We start from the raw sequence: 18,138 nt of genomic DNA, 5'->3' as shown, positions 1-18,138 counted from the left end.
TGTACTTGTCCAAATACATATGAGGGTCCGGCTCACACCCGAGCCCTCCGAGACGCCGAGAGGAGGCGATTCCAGTGATCAGCAGCACCATTCAGACCAGCACCGCCAGCTTCGTCAGCAGCGCCAGCTTCGTCGGCATGGCCAAAATGACCGATCCCTCGGTCGTCTCCGCCTGCACCCTCGGCCTCTCCGCCTCGGTTCTCATTGGCACCGGTCTGCCCGTCGCCGGCCTGCCCGTCACCGGTCTCTCCGGTCTCGGCACGGTCGCCGTGGAGCGGCGCAATGAGCGACCGACCAAGGCACTGGAAGCAGGAGCAGCAGGCAAGGCCACGGTTTATGGCTTTGCGGCGACCGGTGCCGGCACCCAGCAGCAGACGACGATGCACCACCACACGATGTGGGCCTTCCGTGGGCTCGAACCCTGGAGTGATCCAGTCTGATCCATGATCAGACCGGCGCCTTCAGGGCCGCGGAACCCCACCCGGGATCCGCGGCCCTTCTGTTTGTCCCCGAACGGGGATGACGGAGCGAAGGGGCCTCGGGACAGAACACCCGGTACCAGCCGAAACCCCGGCCAACAGGCCGGAACGACCAGACGAGGAAAGACCACCGTGCAACTCGAAGCGCACGCCCCGTCCGTACCGCCTTCCGAATCGATCCCCCTGCCCGGCCTCACGGAGGACCCCGCTTTGACCCCCCTCACCGCGCTCACCGCGCTCGACGACGCCATCGAGAACCTCGGCGTCCCCGTCCCGTGTCGCGCCTACGACCCCGAGGTCTTCTTCGCGGAGTCCCCGGCCGACGTCGAGTACGCGAAGTCCCTCTGCCGGACCTGCCCGCTCATGGCGGCCTGCCTGGCCGGTGCCAAGGAGCGCCGCGAGCCCTGGGGTGTCTGGGGTGGCGAGCTCTTCGTCCAGGGCGTGGTCGTCGCCCGCAAGCGGCCCCGTGGCCGTCCGCGCAAGAACCCGGTAGCGGCATGAGTGCCACCGGAACCATCGACCGCCCCCTCACGCACGATCCCCAGAAGCAGGCCCCGATGACCTCTTCCGCAGGCGAGCCGTTCGGCTCCGCGACCCCAGTCTTCTCCCCCGCCGCCGCGCACACCGCGCGTCAGAACAGGACCCGTGAAATGCAACTCATCCCAGAAGCCATGGCTCGTGCCCATATGCACGAGCGACAGCGCGAGGCCGACGCGGAACGCCAGGCCGTGCGCCTGGTCGCCGCCCGGCGCATGCAGCGGCGCGCCGAGCGCGTCTCGCTGCGCGCCCGCCGCGCGCTCGCCATGGCCGTCATGCACTAAGCAGTGACGTCACACCCCTCCAGGGGTGCTGCCGCGGGGGCCGGTCCGAACGGACCGGCCCCCGCGGTGCGTTGCCCGGGCGGCGGCGCCCCGCCGGGGTTATCGTCACGAGGGTGAACGACGCCCGTACACCCGAGGAGCGCCTCGCCTGCGCGCGCTGCGGCAAGACCGCCGACACCCTGCCGCTCACCTGGACCTGTTCGGTGGAGAACGGCCGGCGCACGTACTTCTGCGAGGACTGCGCCCGCGCCAACATCCGCTCGATCGAGGGCCGTCTCGACTCCTCCTGGTGGTGAGCGGCGCGCCGCGTGTGATCGACTGCCGGGATGGCCACCCTGACGGACAGCGTCCTGCGCGCACTCGGACGGTTCAACGCCGCCCACCCGTGGGACCACAACGCCCACTACCACCGGTGGATCCTGCGGCAGCTGCCCTCCCGCCCCGAGCGCGCCCTCGACCTCGGCTGCGGAACGGGCGACCTCGCCCGGCTGCTCGCCACCCGCGCCCGCACCGTGCGCGCGGTCGACGCCGACCCGGCGATCGTCGCCCGCGCCCGCGAGCTGACCGCACCGGCCGCCCGCGTGACCTACGCCGCCGAGGACGCCCTCGCCGCCACCGGGGACGACGGCACCTACGCGGCGGTCACCTGCGTCGCCACCCTCCACCATCTGCCGCTCGCCCCGGCCCTCGAACGGTTCCGGGACCGGCTGGCCCCCGGGGGAACCCTGGTCGTCCTCGGCCTCGCCCGCCCCGAGACCAGCGGCGACCACCTCCTCGGCCTCCTCGCGATCCCGCTGAACGCGGCCACCGGCTGGATCGTGAACCGGGGCCGTCCGGCGCCCCGGCCCGCGGCGATGACCGCCACGACCCGGGACGCCGAGGAGACCTTCGCCGAGATCGCCCTCGCCGCCCGGCGGATCCTCCCCGGCGCCCGGCTGCGCCGACGCCTCTTCTGGCGCTACACCCTCGTCTGGCGCAAGCCCGCCGACGCCGCGGGGCCGCCCTTCGGGCGACGACGGGAAGGTGACGCAGGCCCTAGGCCGGTTCCCCGAAGCCCGGCAGCCACTCCTCCAGTTCGTCGCGGAGCCGGACCGTCGCGTTGAGCTGGCACAGCACTCCGATGGTGCTGAGCGTCACCCGGTGTATCAGCAGGTACGAGGGCGGCAGGTTCAACTGCTTGCCCAACCGGTGGGCGGGGGAGCGGGGGTCGGCGATCCGGGCCGCCTGGGCCCGCATCCAGCCGCGGCTGAACTCGAAGGCATCCGCCTCGGCCGGTTCGATGATCGGCAGCAGGTACTCCAGGACCGCGTCCGGGTCGAGGGCGACGGACTCCTTGACGAAGCCCTCCCCCCGCAGCAGCCCGTAGACGGTCTCGGCGTCACCGGCGAGCGTCATCCGCAGACAGGTGCCGATCGTCTCGGGCAGCCCGCCCGGCAGCCGGTCCACGGTGCCGAAGTCGAGGACTCCGAGCCGCCAGCTCTCCGGCCCCTCGTCCTCGTCGGGGCCCGGCAGCAGCCGGAAGTTCCCCGGGTGCGGGTCGGCGTGCAGCAGCCCCGTGCGGGCGGGGCCGGAGAAGAGGAAGCGGGCCAGCAGCTGGCCCGCCCGGTTCCGCTGGGCCTCCGTGCCGTCCGCGATCACCTCCGCCAGCGGGACACCGTCCATCCACTCGGTGACGAGGACCTGCTCGGCCCGGTGCACCACGGCCGGCACCACCACGCCGGGATCGTCCGCGAACTCCTCCGCGTGCCGCTGCTGGGCCTCCGCCTCCAGGGCGTAGTCCAGCTCCTCGGCGACCCGGTCCCGCATCTCGGCGATCAGCGGCTTGATGTCCATCCCCGGGATCAGCGGGCCGAGGAGCCGGGCGAAGCGGCTCAGCTGCGCCAGGTCCGAGAGGAGCGCCTCCCCGGCTCCCGGGTACTGCACCTTCACCGCGACCTCGCGCCCGTCGTGCCAGACGGCCCGGTGCACCTGACCGATCGAGGCGGCCGCCGCCGGCTTGTCCTCGAACTCCAGGAACAGCTGCCGCCACTCGGCGCCGAGCCGCTCCTCCAGGACGGTGTGCACCGTGCGGGTCGGCATCGGCGGCGCCGCGTCCTGGAGCTTCGTCAGCGCTGCCCGGTAGGGCCCGGCCACCTCCTCCGGAAGGGCCGACTCGAAGACGGACAGTGCCTGCCCGAACTTCATCGCCCCGCCCTTGAGCTCGCCGAGCACCTTGAACAGCTGCTCGGCCGTGCGCTGCTGGAGCTCGCGGGCGACGAGCTCCGCGGATCTCCCGCCGATCCGTTTGCCCAGACCCCAGGTGGCCCGGCCCGCGAAGCCCAGCGGCAACGCGGCCAACTTGGCGGTCCGGGTGACCGCCTTCCGGGGAAGATCAGACATAAGCCCCTCCAAAACCCAGACTGCCGTGCCGCGCAGGGCGGTTACCCCGCCATTGTGTCGTGCGTGTCCGCCGCCGTTGAGGCGCGCTCCCCGTCCGCGCCGCGCGCCGCCCCGCAGGGGCAGGCCGGATGGGGTTCCAGCCGCTCCGCCCGCCACTCCAGCAGCGGTGGCGACGCCTCCCAGCGGGCACCCGTGCTCGCCGGGAGGTCGCCGTCCAGGAAGGCCAGCGCGTGCGCGGCGGCGAGCCCCGCCACGGCCGTCGCCAGGGCCAGGTCACAGGCGGGCAGCCGGTGCGGGGCGCCGGAGCGCCACTGGGCCAGCAGCCGGGGCCAGACCGGCTCCCGGTCGGTCCTGCCCTCCTGGAGGCACCGCGCGCAGGCCGTGCCGCCGGGCAGCACGAGCGGCCCCACGATCCCCGTCGCCTCAAGGACACCCGCGTACAGATGGGGGGTGCCGGTGGAGATCCACGGCTCGGCGGGAAGCGGATCGGGGACGTACGCCCCGAGACCGTCCCTCGGGGTCACCACGACGAGTGAAAGCCCACCGCAGCCGCCCCCGTCACCCCGCCCGCCGGCCCCGAGGTCGCGACCCCCGCCCCCGGCACCCCGCCCGCGGTCGCTCCCGGTCCTCTCGCCCCGTCCGCCCGCCGCCGGGCCGGTGCGGGCCGGAGGTCGTGTCCAGCGGCCGACCAGGCGCCGGGCGGCCGTCGCGCGGCGCTCTCCGACGGCTTCGGCGGGCAGCCCGCCGGGGGCCGTCTCCCAGGGTTCGACGCGGCCGGAGTCCAGCACCTCGACCGTGCCCACGCCGGCCGCGGCGAGCAGGGCCGCCACCGTCGTCCCCACCCGGCCGGCGCCCCGGACCTGGACGCGCAGGGCCCGCCGGGCCGCGAGGGTCCGCATGGCCCGCTCGGGCTCGGGGTGGACCACCGACAGGGAGGCCAGGTCGGCCCGGAGCGGGTCGAGGGCACGGTCCACCGCGCCGGCGGGAGGCCCCGCCCTGCCCGGCCGTCCGTGTGCGGCGTCCGTGAGGAGCTCGGCCGACTCCAGCCGGTGCAGGAGCGCCTCAAGATGTCCGTTCGGCAGGCCGAGCGCCCGCGCCTCGGCCCGGAGGAGCTCGGTCCCGCGGGTGCCGTCGAGCAGCCCGAGCACCGCTCCCGTGTCCGTGCCGACCGGACCGAGGACCACCGCGTGCGCGGGGGTGACCCCGAACTGCACGCACTGGAGACTCCGCCAGGCCCGCCGCAGCGCCGGTTTCACCATCGGATGCATTTCCCGCCCCCGCCCGTGATCGCATTACAAGATCGACATCGGCTCTTTCGCCGTCCCGAGGTGAGAATGCCCCGCTGTCGTGACGGTCGCCGAAAGTTGTCCACAGGTCAGGGGATTAGTCATTCAAATGGGGCGCGCCGGGGTCGGAACGTTCCCGAAACCACTCCGGAGGCGGGACTTCCCGCACCGGCAGCGGGTAACGTCGGGGCCGTGCCCGCCGACCCACAGAGCAGCGTGACCAGCAAGCAGCCCCGCGGTGCGGGGACGAGCGCGGTCGAGGTCCGCAGAAGCCCACGGCGGAGCAGAACCGTGTCGGCGTACCGCGAGGGCGATCGGACCATCGTGCTCATCCCCGCCCGGATGTCGGAGGCCGAGGAGCGGCGCTGGGTCGGCGTGATGCTGGACAAGCTCGCCGCCCAGGAGAGCCGGAGCGTCCTCGGCGACCGCGAGCTGACCGAGCGGGCGCTGCACCTCTCGGAGCAGTACTTCGGGGGCCGGGCCCGTCCCGGGTCCGTCCGCTGGGTGACCAACCAGAACACCCGCTGGGGCTCCTGCACCCCCTCGGAGGGCAGCATCCGGCTCTCCCACCGGCTCCAGGGCATGCCCGAGTACGTCGTCGACTACGTCCTCCTCCACGAGCTGGCCCATCTGCTCGTCCCCGGGCACGGCCCGGAGTTCTGGCGGCTCCTGGAGGCGTATCCCCGCACCGAGCGGGCGCGCGGCTATCTGGAGGGCGTCGTCGCCGCCGCGCGGCTGCCGCACCTCCCGGCCGTCCGCGAGGAGTGACGGCGGCGGCACGCACGCGTGAGCGTGTTTCCCGATTCCGTACCGAAAACGACCCGCCCTGTCTCAATGTCGTGGTCAGCCGTTAGCCTGGCGCGAGCATTCGCCATTCGGGATGGGGGACGGTCGTTACGCATGGCCAGGGAATTCCAACGCGGCCACAAGGCCAAGATCAGTGATCTGACCGCGGGCACCGATCTGTACGTCGGCGTGCAGATCGCGGCGCCCGGATTGACCTTCGACATCAGCTGCTTCGGCCTCGACGCCGACGAGCGGCTGTCGGACGACCGCTACTTCGTCTTCTTCAACCAGCCGAAGACGCCCGAGGAGTCCGTCCAGCTGCTCGGGGCGCAGTCCGGTGACACCGAGTCCTTCCGCGTCACGCTCGACCGCATCCCCGCGAACATCCACAAGCTGTCGTTCACCGCGACGATCGACGGCGCCGGCCAGATGTCCCAGGTCGGCCCCGGCCATCTGCGGATCGTGGCGGGCGGCGAGGAGGTCGCCCGGTACGCGTTCACCGGCGCGGAGTTCTCCACCGAGCGCGCGGTGATGCTGGGCGACTTCTACCTCAAGGACGTCTGGCGGTTCGCCGCGGTCGGCCAGGGCTTCGACGGCGGCCTCGACGCGCTCCTGCGGAACTTCGGCGGCGAGGTCGCCGAGGAGGCGCCCGCGGCGCCGCAGCCCCAGGGCGCGGCCCCCGGCTTCGCCCCGCCGCCGCAGGCGACGGCGCCGCCGGCCTTCGGCGCACCCGCGCAGGCCCCCGCGCCCGCGTTCGGCGCGCCGCAGGCGCCCCAGGCGCCCACGCCGGCGCAGCCGGTCCACACGGCGCCGACGATGGTGGCACCGCTGGCGCCCGCCCCCGTCCCGCCGCCCGCGCCGGCCCCCGCCCCGTACGGGCAGCCGCCGCAGTACGGCCAGGTTCCGGGGCAGCACCCGGGCCAGGTCCCGGGTCAGGCCCCCGGCCAGTACCCCGGTCAGGGCCAGCCGCCGCAGGCGCCCCCGTACGGGCAGGCCGCCCCCGCCCCGTACGGGCAGCAGCCGCCGGCGTACGGCCAGCAGCCCGCCGGCTACGGGCAGCCCGCGGGCGTCCCGCAGGGCGTCCCGGCGACCGGCGCCGGGCTCGCCGCGGCGCTCGCGCCGTACAAGGAGACCGCCACCGGCGCCCGCTGGACCCCGCAGAACCAGCAGCTCATGCGGGTCGACCTGGCCATGGGCGGGGTGCCCGTCCTGGCCCGGCAGGGCTCCATGGTCATGTACCAGGGCAAGGTCGACTTCGGCTACAAGGGCGCGGGCTTCGCCGGCCGGATCGTCGGCAACGCCACCGGCCAGGAGATGCAGCTGATGCGCTGCACCGGCCGCGGCCAGGTCTTCCTCGCCGAGGAGGGCGCCCACCTGCACCCGATCGAGCTCCAGGGCGACGGCATCTGCGTCTCCGCCGAGAACGTGCTCGCGTTCGACGAGTCCCTCCAGTACGAGGTCCGTCGCATCGAGGGCCACGGCATCCCCGGCGGGGCGCTGTTCACCATGCAGTTCCAGGGCACCGGCACGGTCGTCGTGAAGACCCACGGCGTCCCCGTCGTCCTGCCCGTGACACCGACGACCTTCGCCGACTGCAACGCCGTCGTCGCCTGGTCGTCCGCGTCCCAGGTCATCCTCTCCAGCCAGGTGCGGCTCCGCCGCAACGCCTACCCCGGCCACAGCGGGGAGACCGTGAACCTCCAGTTCCGGGGCGCCCCCGGCAACTTCATCGTCGTCCAGCCCTACGAGGTCTGAGGGAGCCCGAAGTCATGAACCAGCAACTCGCGGGCTACGCCCCGACCCCCGTCGCGGCCCGGATGGAGAACCACGGCCGCACCATGCTGAAGGTCGCCATGGCCTCCGGCCAGGACCTGTACGCCCGGTCCGGCTCGATGGTCGCCTACGAGGGCTTCATCACCTACGAGCCCAACCCGCCCGCCGTCCGCCAGGTCGCCCAGCAGTGGGCCACCGGCGAGGGCACGCCGATCATGAAGTGCACCGGCGACGGACTGCTCTACCTCGCCGACTACGGCGCCGACGTCGTCGTGATCAACCTGCAGAACGACTCGATCTCCGTCAACGGCACCAACCTGCTCGCCTTCGACGCCCACCTCCAGTGGGGCGTCGAGCGGGTCAAGGGGCTCGCCAAGTTCGCCGGCCAGGGCCTGTTCAACGTGGAGATCGCCGGCACCGGCTGGGTCGCGCTCACCTCGCGCGGCACGCCGATCGTCGTCGACTGCGGCCGCGGCGAGGACGAGACCTACGTCGACCCCGACGCGCTCGTCGCCTGGTCGCCGACGCTCAAGGTCAAGGGCAAGCGCAGCTTCAAGGCGTCCTCCCTCATCGGGCGGGGCAGCGGCGAGGCATACCAGATGGCCTTCTCGGGCCAGGGCATCGTCGTCGTACAGCCGAGCGAGGACAGCACCGACCGCCTGCGGGTCCGGGGCTGAGGGGGAGCGAGAACACACCATGCAGAGCCCGCTTTTCAACCACGCCGAACAGCAGAGCCAGGAGCGGTACGTCATCCAGAACCCGCAGCTGCTGCGGGTCAGCCTGACCGGGCAGGACGACGTCCTCGCCCGCAAGGGCGCCATGGTCGCGTACCAGGGACTCGTCGACTTCGACGGCGAGTACAAGACCCCGAACCAGCGGCGGGCCCAGGCCCGCACCGGCGAGGGCCTGGACCTGATGCGCTGCTCCGGCCAGGGCACGGTCTACTTCGCCAACCTCGCCCAGCACGTCCACGTCGTGGAGGTCGAGCAGGAGGGCCTCACCGTGGACAGCGCCTATGTCCTGGCGCTCGACTCGACCCTCCACACCGAGGTCATCGCCGTCGACAGCCAGTACGGCGTCTCCGGCTCCGGCAAGTACCAGCTCAACATCTCCGGCCGTGGCAAGGTCGCCCTGATGACCTCCGGGCAGCCGCTGATGATGCAGGTCACGCCCGAGAAGTACGTCAGTGTCGACGCGGACGCGATCGTGGCCTGGTCCACCGGGCTGCGCGTCCAGATGCAGGCGCAGACGACCAACTCCAGCGTCCGCCGCCGGCGCGGCGATACCGGCGAGGGCTGGGAGCTCAGCTTCCTCGGCCAGGGCTTCGCCCTGGTCCAGCCCAGCGAGGTCATGCCCCCGCAGCACGCGGCCATCGGCCAGGGCATCGCCGCCCAGTTCGGCGCCGGACAGCACGGCGCCCACGCCCAGAACCAGAACAACGCCTGGAACTGAGCGATCGAGCACGGGGAAGGGGGCGGCCGCCACGGCGACCGCCCCCTTCCCCGTCTCCTACGGCAGGCGGGCCAGCGTGCCCTCCAGGAGGCGGACCACCGACGTGTCCGCCACGCCCGCCACCTCCTCGTACGCGAACCAGCGCAGGTCGAGCGACTCCTCGCTGATCTCCGCCACCGCGCCGGCCGGCGCCAGCGCCGCGTACTGCACGTCCAGGTGCCAGTGGCAGGGCGCCGGAATCGGATGCCGGTCGAGCCGCACCGGACCGCCCGGCAGCAGCGTCAGGCCCGCGATCCCGGACTCCTCCGTCGCCTCGCGCAGCGCCGCCGCCTCCACGGTCGGATCACCGGGCTCGCAGTGGCCGCCCATCTGCAGCCACATGCCCAGCTTCTTGTGCAGGGTCAGCAGCACCCGGCCCCGCGACGGGTCGACCACCAGCGCGCTGCTGGTGAGGTGACCGGCCCCGCACGGCTTGTACATGCCGTCGGGATGGGCCGACAGGTGGTCCAGATAGACCTGCCGGAGCTCCTCCTGGTCCCCGTACTCCTTCAGTACGAGGACCGCGTCGTCGTGCAGGGTCACTGGGCGCCGTCGTCCTTGCCCTCGTCCTCGGAGCGGCCTTCCGCCGCCTCGCCGAGCATCTTGTCCAGCTCGGAGAAGTCGAGGTGCTCGCGGTGGACGAAGCCGTCCGGGTCGTCCAGGTCGGTCGCCGTCGGCAGCATGTCCGGGTGCTCCCACAGACCGTCCCGGCCGTCGACCCCGCGCGCGTCGGTCAGCGAGGCCCACAGGCGCGCCGCGTCCCGCAGCCGTCGCGGACGCAGCTCCAGACCGATCAGCGTCGCGAACGTCTGCTCGGCGGGACCGCCCGAGGCACGGCGCCGGCGCAGCGTCTCGCGCAGCGCGTCCGCCGAGGTCAGACGGGACTTCGCGGCCTCGTGGACCACCGCGTCCACCCAGCCCTCGACCAGCGCGAGCGCCGTCTCCAGACGGGCCAGGGCCGCCTTCTGCTCCGGGGTGTCCTCCGGCTGGAACATGCCCTGCTGGAGGGCCTCCTGCAGCTGCTCCGGGTGGGTCGGGTCGAGCTGGCCGACCGCCTCCTCCAGCTTCGAGGTGTCGACCTTGATGCCCCGCGCGTACCCCTCGACCGCGCCGAAGAGGTGCGCCCGCAGCCACGGCACGTGCGCGAAGAGACGCTGGTGGGCGGCCTCGCGCAGGGCCAGGTAGAGCCGCACCTCGTCCGAGGGCACGCCCAGGTCCTTGCCGAACGCCTCGATGTTCAGCGGCAGCAGCGCCGCGCGCCCCGCCGGGCCGAGCGGCAGGCCGACATCGGTCGAACCGACGACCTCACCGGCGAGCGCGCCGACGGCCTGCCCGATCTGCTGACCGAACATGGCGCCGCCCATCGAGCGCATCATGCCGATCAGCGGGCCCGCCATGGCCTGCATCTCCTGCGGCAGGACGTCGCCCATCGCGGTGCCGACCCGCTCGGCGACCGGGTCCACGAGCTGCTGCCACGCCGGCAGCGTCGCCTCGACCCACTCCGCACGGCTCCACGCCACGGCCGTGCTCGCGCCCGAGGGCAGCGAGGTCACGCCGTCCAGCCACAGGTCGGCCAGGCGCACGGCCTCCTGGACGGCGGCCTTCTCCGCCGGGCCGACACTGGCGTCCTTGGTGCCGTCGGCGGTGCCCTGTGCCACCACCTGGCGCGCGATCTGCTTGGCCATGTCCCAGTTCACGGGACCGCCCTCGTAGCTCAGCATCTGCCCGAGCTGCTGGAAGGCCGCCCCCAGGTCGTTGGGGTTCAGCGAGCCGAACATCGCGGCGAACGGATTGTCCGCACCGCCGGGACCGCCCATGCCCGGGAGCCCGCCGAAGCCGAACGGGTTCGCCCCGAACGGGTTGCCGCCCTGGCCGCCGGACCCCTGGCCACCTCCGGCGGGGTCCTTCTTCTTGCCCTCGTCGCCGTTCTCCGGCTCCTCCGGCGGAAGGCCGAATCCGAATGGGGTGTCACTCACAGGTTTCCTCGGCTCATAGGGCCGCCGGCCTCCTGCCGACGGCGACTGCCCGACCAGGGCCTGTCAGACAGACCCGCACACCACCAGCGTAGACATCCGGGCCGGAAATGGGCTCGGTGCTCCGCCGGGCCGTGCCCTGCGGCAGGATGGACGCCACCTGGTCCGTACGCGTCATGCGGCGTACGTACTGAAGACAACCGCTGGAGACGCCCGGTGAGTTCCCCAGATCCTCAGGTTCGCGGAGCGCGAAACCACTCAACCCGGTCCGCCGCGCGTGGACCCGTCGTCGCGGTCACCGGCGCCGCTTCCGGCGTCGGAGACCTGCTGACCAGGCGCCTCGCCGCCTCCGACGAGGTCAAGCGCATCGTCGCGATCGACGAACGCCGGGGCGAGGTCGCCGAGGCGCAGTGGCACATCCTCGACGTGCGCGATCCGGCCATCGCCGAGAAGCTGCGCGGCGCGGACGTCGTCGTGCACCTCGCCGTCGATCTCGACCTGGAGACCGACCCCGCCGCCCGAACGGCCTACAACGTGCGCGGCACGCAGACCGTGCTGACCGCCGCCGCGGCCGCCGGGGTCCGCCGCGTGGTGCTGTGCACCTCCACGATGGTCTACGGCGCCCTGCCCGACAACGACATCCCGCTCTCCGAGGACGCCGAGCTCAGGGCCACCGCCGAGGCCACCGGCGTCGGCGACATGCTGGAGATCGAGCGCCTCGGCCGCCGGGCGCCCCGCGCGCACCCCGGCCTCAACGTCACCGTCGTCCGCCCGGCCGTCCTCGTCGGCGGTACGGACACGGCGCTGACCCGCTACTTCGAGTCGCCCCGGCTGCTCGTCGTCGCCGGATCCCGGCCCACCTGGCAGTTCTGCCACGTCGAGGACCTGGTGAGCGCCCTGGAGTACGCGGCCCTGGAGAAGGTCGAGGGCGAGTTCGCCGTCGGCTGCGAGGGCTGGCTCGAGCAGGAGGAGGTCGAGGAGCTCTCCGGGATCCGGCGCATGGAGCTGCCCTCCGCCGTCGCCCTCGGCGCCGCGGCCCGTCTCCACCGGATCGGCCTCACGCCGTCCCCGGCGGGGGACCTCGCGTACACCATGCACCCCTGGGTGGTCAGCGTCGGACGCCTGCACGACGCCGGCTGGCGGCCGAAGTGGACCAACGAGGAGGTCCTCACCGCGCTCCTGGAGGAGGCCGCGGGCCGCCACACGGTCGCCGGCCGCCGGCTGGGCCGCAAGGACGCGACGGCGGCGGGCGCGGCCGGTGCGACGGTGGCCCTGCTCGGCACGGCGGCGCTCGTGCGCCAGATGCGGAAGCGGCGCGGCTTGTAGGACCCTCCTACGGAGGGCTCCGTCCACAGGTCGAAAGGTCTCTTACCGGATGTCCGCGGCGTGCGGCACCATGGGCTCATGGCGCAGACGCACGACCACCCCGGTGAGCAGGCCGCGGACGACCCGATCAAGCTGCTCGCGATCCGTGACACCCCGCTCTCCGTGGACGAGGTCTTCCGGGCCGTCGGCGACGACGCCTCCGGCGGCACGACGCTCTTCGTCGGCACCGTGCGCAACCACGACGGCGGCGCGGACGTCGACGGTCTCGGCTACTCCTGCCACCCCACCGCGGCGGACGAGCTGCGGCGCGTCGCCGAGAAGGTCGTCGCGAACTATCCGGTGCGCGCCCTGGCCGCCGTCCACCGGGTCGGCGATCTGCGCGTCGGCGACATCGCGGTCGTCGTCGCGGTCTCCTGCCCCCACCGCGGCGAGGCATTCGAGGCATGCCGCAAGCTCATCGACGACCTCAAGCACGAAGTCCCCATCTGGAAGCACCAGACCTTCTCGGACGGCACAGAGGAGTGGGTGGGGGCCTGCTGAAGCCCGCCACCCCTGGCTTGGGGGTCCCCCCGGCCGGAGGCTGGGGGAGGGTGGGGGCCTGCTGAAGCCCGCTGCGGTTCAGGCCGGGACGGCAAGGCGACGCGCCGACAGGGCGTAGCCGAACGCCCGATTTGCGTAACCGCCCCCCAAGCGCGAGCGTTGACCTCACAGATGACACAGTCTGCGGATCAACTCATTGGGGATGGGAGGTCGGGATGGCAGCGCTGGCCTGGTTGCTGATTCCGCTTTTCGCAGTCGTCGGCGCGGCGATATGGGGAAGCTGGGCTTCGAGGAACAAGACCATAGGTGACGTGGCCGAACTCGCCGGCTACGCACGCTTCCGGGACGCGATGGAACGCGCCCACCCCACGACCCCCGATTCCGCTCGGGCCGAGCGGGAACCGGCCGCCGCGGCAGGCGGTGTCACCACCTCGCCGTCGAGCTGACGCCAAGCGCCTCGTACGGCCCGCCCCAGCGGTGCACCCACAGGCGAGTCCCGTACTGTCGTTCCATGCCACGCCGCACCGCGACGATGCTCGCCTCCACCCTGGTCCTGATCTGTCTGCTCATCGCGGGCGTTCTGATCCCGGTGCCGTACGCGGAGATGAGCCCGGGCCCCACGGTCAACACCCTCGGCGAGGCCAGGGGAGAGCCCGTCCTCCACATCTCGGGACGCAAGACCTACCCGACCGACGGCCACCTCAACATGACGACGGTCCGCGTCACCAGCGCCGACTACAAGATGAACGCCGTCGAAGCCGTCTACGGATGGCTCGCCCACGACAACGTGGTGGTGCCGCACGACACCCTCTACCCGGACGGGAAGACCGAGGAGGAGTCGAGCCAGGAGAACGCCGAGGAGTTCAGCCAGTCCCAGGAGAGCGCCAAGGTCGCCGCCCTCGCGGAGCTGGGCATCCCGGTGGTCGCCAGGGTCGTCGTCGGCACCGTCGTCAAGGGCTCCCCGGCCGAGGGCAAGCTGCACGCGGGGGACGTGATCAAGGCCGTCGACGGCGTGCCGATCAAGGAGCAGGCCGACGTCGCCAAGCAGGTGACGAAGCGCAAGCCGGGCCAGGACGTCACGTTCACGATCGTCCCCGCCAAGGAGGCGGTCGCAGCGGAGAAGGCGCACCGGGAGCCCACCGTCACCCGGAAGATCGTCATCACGACCACCACCTCGGAGGAGGGGGACCGGGCCGTCGTCGGCATCCAGGCCGGCACCGACCACGTCTTCCCGTTCACCATCGACATCAACCTGGCCGACGTCGGCGGGCCCAGTGCCGGCCTGATGTTCGCCCTGGGCATCGTCGACAAGCTGACCCCGGAGAGCCTCACCGGCGGCCGTTTCATCGCCGGCACCGGAACGATCGACGACAAGGGCCAGGTCGGCCCGATCGGCGGCATCGAGATGAAGCTGGTCGGCGCGCGCGACGCGGGCGCCGAGTACTTCCTCACCCCGGCCGACAACTGCGAGGCGGCCGCGTCGGACACCCCCGACGGCCTCACCCTCGTCAGGGTGGACACCATCGACGACGCCACGAAGTCGCTGGAGAAGCTCCGCGCGGGCGACACGAGGTCCCTCCCGAGCTGCTCGAAGGGCTGAGCGCCGATACGCCGAAGGGGCGCCCCGTCCACACGGACCGGGCGCCCCTTCGGCGTAGGGGAGCGGCTCAGGACTCGAAGGTCGCCGCGAGTGCCTCGGCGAGGCCGGGCACCAGGTCGGGACCGGTCAGCACCTCGGTGGCGGTGTCCTTCTCGCGCAGCCGGATCGCCGCCTCGCGGGCGCCGCTGCGCAGCACCGCCACGGTCATCCGGACCTCCTGGCGGTCGGGGTGACCGGCGACCCACTTGGCGAGCTGCTTCTCGCTCAGCCCCTGCGGCACCTGGGCCTCCGCCGACGGGGGCAGCATGAGCCGCTCCACCGTCATGGCGCAGCCGACGACGGCGTCCGGCCAGGCGATCGTGCCGAGGAAGTCGTCGAGCGGCTTCCCCCGGGGCAGCTTGTCCTGCTCGATGGGGGTGTAGGCGGTGGCGTCGTCGCCCAGGCCGAGCTGGGAGGCGAGCCTGGGCTCCTGGGCGCGCAGCCGCGCGGTGTCGACGAGGGCGAAGAGACGGGCCGGCTGGTCCCAGCCGAGACCCGACGCGTACTCGTCGATCTCGAGTACCGCGCGGGTGAGGGGGCTCGCGGCCATCGCCGGGCCTGAGGGGGAATCGTTGGACATGACCAATATCCTGCCTCCTCTTCCCCTGAAGACGGGAACTAGGTAAAGCCTCAGTAAGTTGCATCAGTGGGCTCTACGATCGCGGGGCCTGCTTTCAGACGCATCAACATCGAGGGGCGCACGTTGGCTTTCCAGATGCCGGACCGCGGCGGGAGCCCGTCCGGGCCAAGGATGAGAGTCGGCCGGCCGTCCCGGCGGGCCCGTACCCTGCTCATGACGCTCGGCGTGCTGGCCGTCCTGGCCATGGCGTTCGTCATGTTCGCCGGGTTCTGGACCGACTGGCTCTGGTACCGCTCGGTCAACTACTCGTCCGTGTTCACGACCACGCTGTGGACCAAGATCGGGCTCTTCGCCGTCTTCGGCCTGCTGATGGGGCTCGCCGTCGGCCTGAACATCTGGCTGGCGTACCGGCTGCGGCCGCCGCTCAGCGCGATGTCGCTGGAGCAGCAGAGCCTCGACCGGTACCGGATGGGTCTCGCCCCGTTCAAGAAGTGGGTGCTGTTCGCGGTCACCGCCCTGGTGGCCCTGATCGCCGGCGCCTCCGCGTCCGGCCAGTGGCGCACCTGGCTGATGTGGGTCAACGGGGTGAAGTTCGGCCAGAAGGACCCGCAGTTCGGGCTCGACGTGTCGTTCTACGCGTTCGACCTGCCCTGGTACCGGTTCCTCCTCGCGTTCGGCTTCGCCGCCATCATCCTGTCGCTGATCGCCGCCGCGCTCACGCACTACCTGTACGGCGGTCTGCGGATCACCAGCCCGGGCGCGCGTGCCACCGCCGCGGCCACCGGCCACCTCTCGGTGCTGCTCGGCCTCTTCGTCGCGCTCAAGGCCGTCGCGTACTGGCTCGACCGGTACGGCCTGGCCGTGAAGTCCAGCGACTTCAAGGCGACCGGCAACTGGACGGGCCTGCGGTACGTCGACGCCAACGCGTACCTGCCGGCGAAGACCATCCTGTTCTGCATCGCCGCGATCTGCGCCGTGCTGTTCTTCGCGACGCTCTGGCGCCGCACCTGGCAGCTGCCGGTGATCGGCTTCGGCCTGATGGTCCTCTCCGCGATCCTGATCGGCGGCCTGTACCCGGCCATCGTGCAGAAGTTCCAGGTCCAGCCGAACGAGCAGGCCAAGGAAGCGCCGTACATCCAGAAGAACATCGACGCGACCCGCAAGGCGTACGCGATCGACTCGACGAAGCCCGAGAACTACTCGGGCAAGTCGACGGTCAAGGCCAAGGACCAGCTCCGCAAGGACGCCGACACGGCGGCCAGCTACCGGGTCCTCGACCCGAACATCGTGTCGCCGACGTTCCAGCAGCTGGAGCAGAAGCGGAAGTACTACCAGTTCCCGACGACCCTGGACGTGGACCGCTACCTGGGCAAGGACACCGTCGTCGGTCTGCGTGAGCTCAACATCAAGGGCATCCCGAAGCGGAACTGGATCAACGACCACTTCACGTACACCCACGGCTATGGCGCGATCATGGCCTCGGGCACCCAGACGGACGCCAACGGCTCCCCGGTCTTCACCGAGGCCGGACTGCCGACGACCGGTTCGCTGGGCACGTACCAGCAGCGGATCTACTACGGCGAGAAGACCGACCAGTACTCGATCGTGGGCGGCCCGCAGAAGGAGCTGGACTACGAGGAGAACGGCGAGAAGACCACCAGCTACAAGGAGAAGAGCGGCGTCAGCCTCTCCAGCACCTTCAACCGCGCCGCGTACGCGGTGGCCTTCAGCGAGCCGCAGATCCTCTACTCGGGCGCCATCGGCGAGGGTTCCCGGATCCTCTACAACCGCACGCCCAAGGAGCGCGTCGAGGCCGTCGCGCCGTGGCTGACCATCGACGGCGACGCCTACCCGGCGGTCGTCGACGGCCGGATCCAGTGGATCATCGACGCCTACACGACGACCAACGGCTACCCGTACGCCTCGCGCACCACGCTCGGCGACACCACGGCCGACTCGCTGACCGTCGGCAACCAGCAGCGCGCGGTCGTCGCCCAGCAGAACCAGGTCAACTACATCCGCAACTCGGTGAAGGCCACCGTCGACGCCTACGACGGCACGGTGAGCCTCTACGAGTGGGACACCCAGGACCCGGTCCTCAAGACCTGGATGAAGGCGTTCCCCGACACGGTGAAGCCGAAGTCGGAGATCAAGGGCGACCTGATGGCGCACCTGCGCTACCCGCAGGACATGTTCAAGGTCCAGCGCGAGCTGCTGACCCGCTACCACGTCACCGACCCCGCGCAGTTCTACAGCGGCTCGGACGCCTGGCAGGTGCCGGACGACCCGACCAACAAGGACGGCAACGCGGTCCCGCCGTACTACCTGAGCATGAAGATGCCCGGGGACACGGCGCAGCGCTTCTCGCTGACGACGACGTTCACGCCGAACGGACGGCCCAACCTGGGAGGCTTCATGGCGGTCGACGCCGACGCCACCAGCAAGGAGTACGGCCGGCTGAGACTGCTGCGGGTCACCGAGGACGTGCCCGGCCCGGCCCAGGTGCAGAGCAAGCTCAACGGTCTGCCCTCCGTGGCCACCTTCGTCCGGGACATGAAGGGCGCCGACTCCGACATCCAGTACGGCAACCTGCTGACCGTCCCGCTCGACGGCGGGTTCCTGTACGTCGAGCCGGTCTACGCCCAGGGACGCAACGCGCTCTACCCGCTCCTGAAGAAGGTCGCCGTGTCGTACGTGGACGCGGACCAGCCGGACGGTGACACGACCAAGGACACCACCGTGTTCGAGGACAACCTCACCAAGGCGCTCAACGCCGTCTTCGGGGTGGAGGCGCCCACGACGCCGACGACCCCGCCGGGCACCACCCAGCCGCCCGGCACGACCCCGCCGCCGGCCTCCAACGACGCCGCGCTCCAGCAGGCCATCTCCGACGCCCAGAAGGCGTACGACGCGGGCGAGGCGGCCCTGCAGAAGGGCGACTGGACCGCGTACGGCAAGGCCCAGGAGGACCTGCAGGCGGCCCTCCAGCGGGCCGCGGAGGCGGGGGCGAAGCTCAAGCCGAGTCCGTCGGGCGGCTGACCTGAGGGTTTCCACTCCGCGTCGTG

General features: G+C 71.9%; 19 protein-coding genes. 14 read left to right on the top strand and 5 right to left on the bottom strand.

What is annotated here, in order from left to right:
* Positions 1 to 74: 74 nt before the first annotated feature.
* The 5 genes from ACFVZH_RS14275 (at position 75) to ACFVZH_RS14255 (ending at position 2,403) form a co-directional block, all read left to right on the top strand.
* Complete coding sequence (locus tag ACFVZH_RS14275) at positions 75 to 440, top strand: hypothetical protein (RefSeq protein WP_384896797.1); 366 nt, start codon at positions 75 to 77, stop codon at positions 438 to 440.
* Between the two features lie 171 nt (positions 441 to 611).
* Positions 612 to 980, top strand: a complete 369-nt coding sequence (locus ACFVZH_RS14270) for a WhiB family transcriptional regulator (protein WP_384896794.1) — start codon at positions 612 to 614, stop codon at positions 978 to 980.
* Entirely contained in the window at positions 977 to 1,300 is a 324-nt protein-coding gene (locus ACFVZH_RS14265; RefSeq protein ID WP_384896792.1) for a hypothetical protein, read from the top strand. The genes ACFVZH_RS14270 and ACFVZH_RS14265 overlap by 4 nt, the downstream gene beginning before the upstream one ends.
* 113 nt (positions 1,301 to 1,413) lie before the next feature.
* Positions 1,414 to 1,596 carry a hypothetical protein gene (locus ACFVZH_RS14260; protein ID WP_384896789.1) on the top strand — a complete coding sequence of 61 codons (183 nt, stop codon included), beginning with the start codon at positions 1,414 to 1,416 and terminating at the stop codon, positions 1,594 to 1,596.
* A gap of 30 nt (positions 1,597 to 1,626) precedes the next feature.
* On the top strand, positions 1,627 to 2,403 hold the full coding sequence (locus ACFVZH_RS14255; protein ID WP_384896785.1) for a class I SAM-dependent methyltransferase: 777 nt from the start codon (positions 1,627 to 1,629) through the stop codon (positions 2,401 to 2,403).
* On the opposite strand, the gene ACFVZH_RS14250 is transcribed toward ACFVZH_RS14255, so the two are convergent.
* Entirely contained in the window at positions 2,336 to 3,679 is a 1,344-nt protein-coding gene (locus tag ACFVZH_RS14250) for an ABC1 kinase family protein (protein ID WP_384896783.1), read from the bottom strand. The genes ACFVZH_RS14255 and ACFVZH_RS14250 overlap by 68 nt on opposite strands.
* Positions 3,680 to 3,720: 41 nt before the next feature.
* A complete protein-coding gene (locus ACFVZH_RS14245) occupies positions 3,721 to 4,947 on the bottom strand; it encodes a ThiF family adenylyltransferase (protein ID WP_384896780.1) in 1,227 nt (408 codons plus the stop codon).
* Positions 4,948 to 5,157: 210 nt separating this feature from the next.
* Between ACFVZH_RS14245 and ACFVZH_RS14240 the strand changes: the two genes are divergently transcribed.
* The 4 genes from ACFVZH_RS14240 to ACFVZH_RS14225 all read left to right on the top strand — a co-directional run bounded on the left by ACFVZH_RS14240 (position 5,158) and on the right by ACFVZH_RS14225 (position 8,976).
* The gene (locus tag ACFVZH_RS14240) at positions 5,158 to 5,733 is read left to right on the top strand and encodes a SprT-like domain-containing protein (RefSeq protein ID WP_384896777.1); all 576 of its coding nucleotides are present in this window, start codon (positions 5,158 to 5,160) and stop codon (positions 5,731 to 5,733) included.
* Between the two features lie 132 nt (positions 5,734 to 5,865).
* Positions 5,866 to 7,506 (top strand): TerD family protein, encoded by a 1,641-nt coding sequence (locus ACFVZH_RS14235; protein ID WP_384896775.1) that lies wholly within the window; start codon positions 5,866 to 5,868, stop codon positions 7,504 to 7,506.
* 14 nt (positions 7,507 to 7,520) lie between these two features.
* Positions 7,521 to 8,201: an AIM24 family protein gene (locus ACFVZH_RS14230; RefSeq protein ID WP_384896772.1), complete on the top strand. Its 681-nt coding sequence runs from the start codon at positions 7,521 to 7,523 to the stop codon at positions 8,199 to 8,201.
* 19 nt (positions 8,202 to 8,220) lie between these two features.
* A complete protein-coding gene (locus ACFVZH_RS14225; RefSeq protein ID WP_384896769.1) occupies positions 8,221 to 8,976 on the top strand; it encodes an AIM24 family protein in 756 nt (251 codons plus the stop codon).
* 57 nt (positions 8,977 to 9,033) lie between these two features.
* Here ACFVZH_RS14225 and ACFVZH_RS14220 read toward each other — a convergent pair whose 3' ends face one another.
* On the bottom strand, positions 9,034 to 9,558 hold the full coding sequence (locus ACFVZH_RS14220) for an NUDIX hydrolase (RefSeq protein WP_384896767.1): 525 nt from the start codon (positions 9,556 to 9,558) through the stop codon (positions 9,034 to 9,036).
* Positions 9,555 to 10,991 (bottom strand): zinc-dependent metalloprotease, encoded by a 1,437-nt coding sequence (locus tag ACFVZH_RS14215; RefSeq protein ID WP_384896764.1) that lies wholly within the window; start codon positions 10,989 to 10,991, stop codon positions 9,555 to 9,557. Before ACFVZH_RS14215 ends, ACFVZH_RS14220 begins: the two co-directional genes overlap by 4 nt.
* Positions 10,992 to 11,204: 213 nt before the next feature.
* On the opposite strand from ACFVZH_RS14215, the gene ACFVZH_RS14210 reads away from it, so the two are divergent.
* The 4 genes from ACFVZH_RS14210 to ACFVZH_RS14195 all read left to right on the top strand — a co-directional run bounded on the left by ACFVZH_RS14210 (position 11,205) and on the right by ACFVZH_RS14195 (position 14,454).
* On the top strand, positions 11,205 to 12,314 hold the full coding sequence (locus ACFVZH_RS14210; protein ID WP_384896761.1) for an SDR family oxidoreductase: 1,110 nt from the start codon (positions 11,205 to 11,207) through the stop codon (positions 12,312 to 12,314).
* 78 nt (positions 12,315 to 12,392) lie between these two features.
* Positions 12,393 to 12,854 carry a molybdenum cofactor biosynthesis protein MoaE gene (locus ACFVZH_RS14205; protein WP_384896760.1) on the top strand — a complete coding sequence of 154 codons (462 nt, stop codon included), beginning with the start codon at positions 12,393 to 12,395 and terminating at the stop codon, positions 12,852 to 12,854.
* A 215-nt stretch (positions 12,855 to 13,069) separates the two neighbouring features.
* Positions 13,070 to 13,300, top strand: coding sequence for a hypothetical protein (locus ACFVZH_RS14200; RefSeq protein ID WP_384896900.1), 231 nt, complete (start codon positions 13,070 to 13,072; stop codon positions 13,298 to 13,300).
* Positions 13,301 to 13,365: 65 nt separating this feature from the next.
* Positions 13,366 to 14,454: a PDZ domain-containing protein gene (locus tag ACFVZH_RS14195; protein ID WP_384896757.1), complete on the top strand. Its 1,089-nt coding sequence runs from the start codon at positions 13,366 to 13,368 to the stop codon at positions 14,452 to 14,454.
* Between the two features lie 67 nt (positions 14,455 to 14,521).
* Here ACFVZH_RS14195 and ACFVZH_RS14190 read toward each other — a convergent pair whose 3' ends face one another.
* A complete protein-coding gene (locus ACFVZH_RS14190) occupies positions 14,522 to 15,073 on the bottom strand; it encodes a PPA1309 family protein (RefSeq protein ID WP_384896754.1) in 552 nt (183 codons plus the stop codon).
* A 135-nt stretch (positions 15,074 to 15,208) separates the two neighbouring features.
* On the opposite strand from ACFVZH_RS14190, the gene ACFVZH_RS14185 reads away from it, so the two are divergent.
* Positions 15,209 to 18,112, top strand: coding sequence for a UPF0182 family protein (locus tag ACFVZH_RS14185; protein WP_384896898.1), 2,904 nt, complete (start codon positions 15,209 to 15,211; stop codon positions 18,110 to 18,112).
* Positions 18,113 to 18,138: the final 26 nt, after the last annotated feature.

Source organism: Streptomyces sp. NPDC059534 (assembly GCF_042743475.1).
Taxonomy (GTDB): Bacteria; Actinomycetota; Actinomycetes; order Streptomycetales; family Streptomycetaceae; genus Streptomyces.
The sequence above is the reverse complement of the archived record's forward strand: the minus strand, read 5'-3'. Positions and strand labels throughout refer to the sequence as shown.

Coding starts and splice junctions, on each gene's coding strand:
- ACFVZH_RS14190 (WP_384896754.1), bottom strand. CDS start 15,073: ATGTCCAACGATTCCCCCTCAGGCCCGGCGATGGCCGCGAGCCCCCTC.
- ACFVZH_RS14265 (WP_384896792.1), top strand. CDS start 977: ATGAGTGCCACCGGAACCATCGACCGCCCCCTCACGCACGATCCCCAG.
- ACFVZH_RS14205 (WP_384896760.1), top strand. CDS start 12,393: ATGGCGCAGACGCACGACCACCCCGGTGAGCAGGCCGCGGACGACCCG.
- ACFVZH_RS14200 (WP_384896900.1), top strand. CDS start 13,070: ATGGCAGCGCTGGCCTGGTTGCTGATTCCGCTTTTCGCAGTCGTCGGC.
- ACFVZH_RS14255 (WP_384896785.1), top strand. CDS start 1,627: ATGGCCACCCTGACGGACAGCGTCCTGCGCGCACTCGGACGGTTCAAC.
- ACFVZH_RS14225 (WP_384896769.1), top strand. CDS start 8,221: ATGCAGAGCCCGCTTTTCAACCACGCCGAACAGCAGAGCCAGGAGCGG.
- ACFVZH_RS14230 (WP_384896772.1), top strand. CDS start 7,521: ATGAACCAGCAACTCGCGGGCTACGCCCCGACCCCCGTCGCGGCCCGG.
- ACFVZH_RS14250 (WP_384896783.1), bottom strand. CDS start 3,679: ATGTCTGATCTTCCCCGGAAGGCGGTCACCCGGACCGCCAAGTTGGCC.
- ACFVZH_RS14235 (WP_384896775.1), top strand. CDS start 5,866: ATGGCCAGGGAATTCCAACGCGGCCACAAGGCCAAGATCAGTGATCTG.
- ACFVZH_RS14185 (WP_384896898.1), top strand. CDS start 15,209: ATGCCGGACCGCGGCGGGAGCCCGTCCGGGCCAAGGATGAGAGTCGGC.
- ACFVZH_RS14195 (WP_384896757.1), top strand. CDS start 13,366: ATGCCACGCCGCACCGCGACGATGCTCGCCTCCACCCTGGTCCTGATC.
- ACFVZH_RS14245 (WP_384896780.1), bottom strand. CDS start 4,947: ATGCATCCGATGGTGAAACCGGCGCTGCGGCGGGCCTGGCGGAGTCTC.